The 1,997-nt window shown below is 67.1% G+C and carries 2 protein-coding genes; both read left to right on the top strand.

Annotated elements, in window-relative coordinates; genetic code table 11:
* Positions 1-41 precede the first annotated feature (41 nt).
* Positions 42-194, top strand: coding sequence for a hypothetical protein (locus GV792_RS30320; protein ID WP_375154349.1), 153 nt, complete (start codon positions 42-44; stop codon positions 192-194).
* Between the two features lie 325 nt (positions 195-519).
* Positions 520-1,926 (top strand): hypothetical protein, encoded by a 1,407-nt coding sequence (locus GV792_RS12385; protein ID WP_309138630.1) that lies wholly within the window; start codon positions 520-522, stop codon positions 1,924-1,926.
* Positions 1,927-1,997 lie beyond the last annotated feature (71 nt).

Below are 1,997 nucleotides of genomic sequence, written 5' to 3'. Positions count from 1 at the left end.
CGCCCGGTGATATCGTCGTGCTTCGCCGGATCGCCCGAGGTATGACGAATATGGAAATCGCGGCCGACCTAGGAGTACCGAAGCCGACGTTGAGGTCCCGGCTGGCCTCGATCGCGCGCAAACTCGGAACCAGCGATCGACATCAGATGGTCGCCGTGTGGGAACACAGCGCTGATGAAGGAACCCACACCTGAGTGCCCGGCGCGGGCCGCGTCAACGCTGGCGTGCGAGCTGGGACTGCAACTCGGTCGGACCGAACATCACCCAGAAGCCTCATCCCAGCCGTGGGGAGTTCGATTCGAGTGGATAGTGACCGGATGTCGCTGGGATACCGGATCGGAGATCGCCGCGACGTGAGCGGCACGAGGCTGCCGTACCCGGACGGGCGTCGTCACCTATCCCCAACAGCGAGAATCGCAAGACGGAGTCGCTACTGTCGCCGGGTCGCCACGGCCACCGGCCGAGGCTGGTGCCACTTCCCAGCCAGCCCAGAGCGAGGCAGCCGCAGAGGAGGACGGGGTGGCCGACGATGCCGATACCGCTGGCAAACCGGACGGACTGACCGACCCGCTGGCTCGCGAATTACACAAGCACGCACCCCGAGGCTGGCATCGGGTCGATGCGGCCTTCGCCATGACCGTCGCGGCCGAAACGGCGCATATCGCCTACTCCGTCGGCGCGCAGCAGGTCCTCGTACCTGCACGGAAAACGTTGCTCACGCTCATCCGAAAGCTTCGCACCGCAGCTGCTGCCTCGGACGCGGGTCCGTGGTGGCGCCTGTTGGCAACGATGACCGAGTCCGGTGAGATCGTCGTCGACTACGACTACGGCGCTGACCCTTTCCCCCCGGATCAGATCTTCGAACCGGAGGCCTATCGCGCCGACCTGGTGACCTACCCCCGCAAGCACGTGCCGGTGTGGCTGGCAGCCTATATCCTGCACGGCGACCGTCAGCAGCGTACGCCGCAGCACGCGGCCGAACAGGCGCGGACGGACCGGGCCGAGCAGGTATGGGCGGTACTCGCGGAGAACGAGTTTCCGCCGTTTCCGGTGATGTGGGCGCGGTGGGCGACGTTGAGTGCCGCGTTCGTGGCGGCGCGCTCACAGTGGGGCCCACGGTTGTTGCCGTGGACCGGGGTCTTCGAGGGAGCGGCGCGGGGCGGGTCGACGCTGCACGCGCTTCCTGGTGGGCGGGCCGTGCTGTCCGGCGGGGTGTGGAACGCGCCAACGCTGGACGCCGCCTATAACGGCGACACACCCCTGCCGAGGCTCTATGCGGGCGCGCCTGATTGGGTGGCGAATCCGGTACTGAATCCGCGAGCGTCATCCGGTCTGCTGTCGTTCTGCTATTGGTGGGAAGGTGGGCGCTGGTATCGCGGCGAATCACCGACTGCCGAGCATTGCGCCACCGCGGTGCCCGGGGTGTGGACCGCCGAGATCGTCGCGGGGATCGTCGCGGGCCTTGTCGACGACGCACCGGGGGACGACCTTTCCGAACGCGCCGCGACCCTGGTGGCCGCCGCGGAAGCCGGAGTGGTGACTCGGGAGACGCTGACCACGGTGTTCGATGGCGACCGATTCGATATCGACGGTGCGCTCTACCAGCTCGGTCTCGCCGGTGTGGTGTCGACGCTGCCCGAGGAACTGCCCGCGGATGTGGCGATCGGCCGAGTTCGCGACTACATCGTCACCCGCGGTCTCGACACGACCGGATACCCGCTGTCGGAGTTGACCGCGCACCGGATCAACATCGGCTGGATGGTGTACGTGCCGGTGCCGGACGGCGAGATCTCCATCGGCCGGGCCATTTTCTATGTCGCCGATGACGGTGTGCTGGAACAGTCGTCGTCTTCGATCGCGCCGGGCGAATACATTGTGGGCTTCGAACAGCGGTTCAACGATCGTCACCGGCGGCTGGTGCGGTAGCGACAAGCCGCTCACCTCCCCGGCGCAACTAGCCGCCCCTCCGGGTGGATGATCAGCACTCCCGGTGTCGC

It is taken from the genome of Nocardia cyriacigeorgica (genome assembly GCF_010868145.1).
GTDB classification, from domain to species: domain Bacteria; phylum Actinomycetota; class Actinomycetes; order Mycobacteriales; family Mycobacteriaceae; genus Nocardia; species Nocardia cyriacigeorgica_D.
This window is presented reverse-complemented; position numbering and strand designations above follow the sequence as displayed.

Excerpts from the sequence above, each read along its gene's own strand:
- GV792_RS30320 (WP_375154349.1), top strand. The coding sequence starts at position 42 with ATGACGAATATGGAAATCGCGGCCGACCTAGGAGTACCGAAGCCGACG.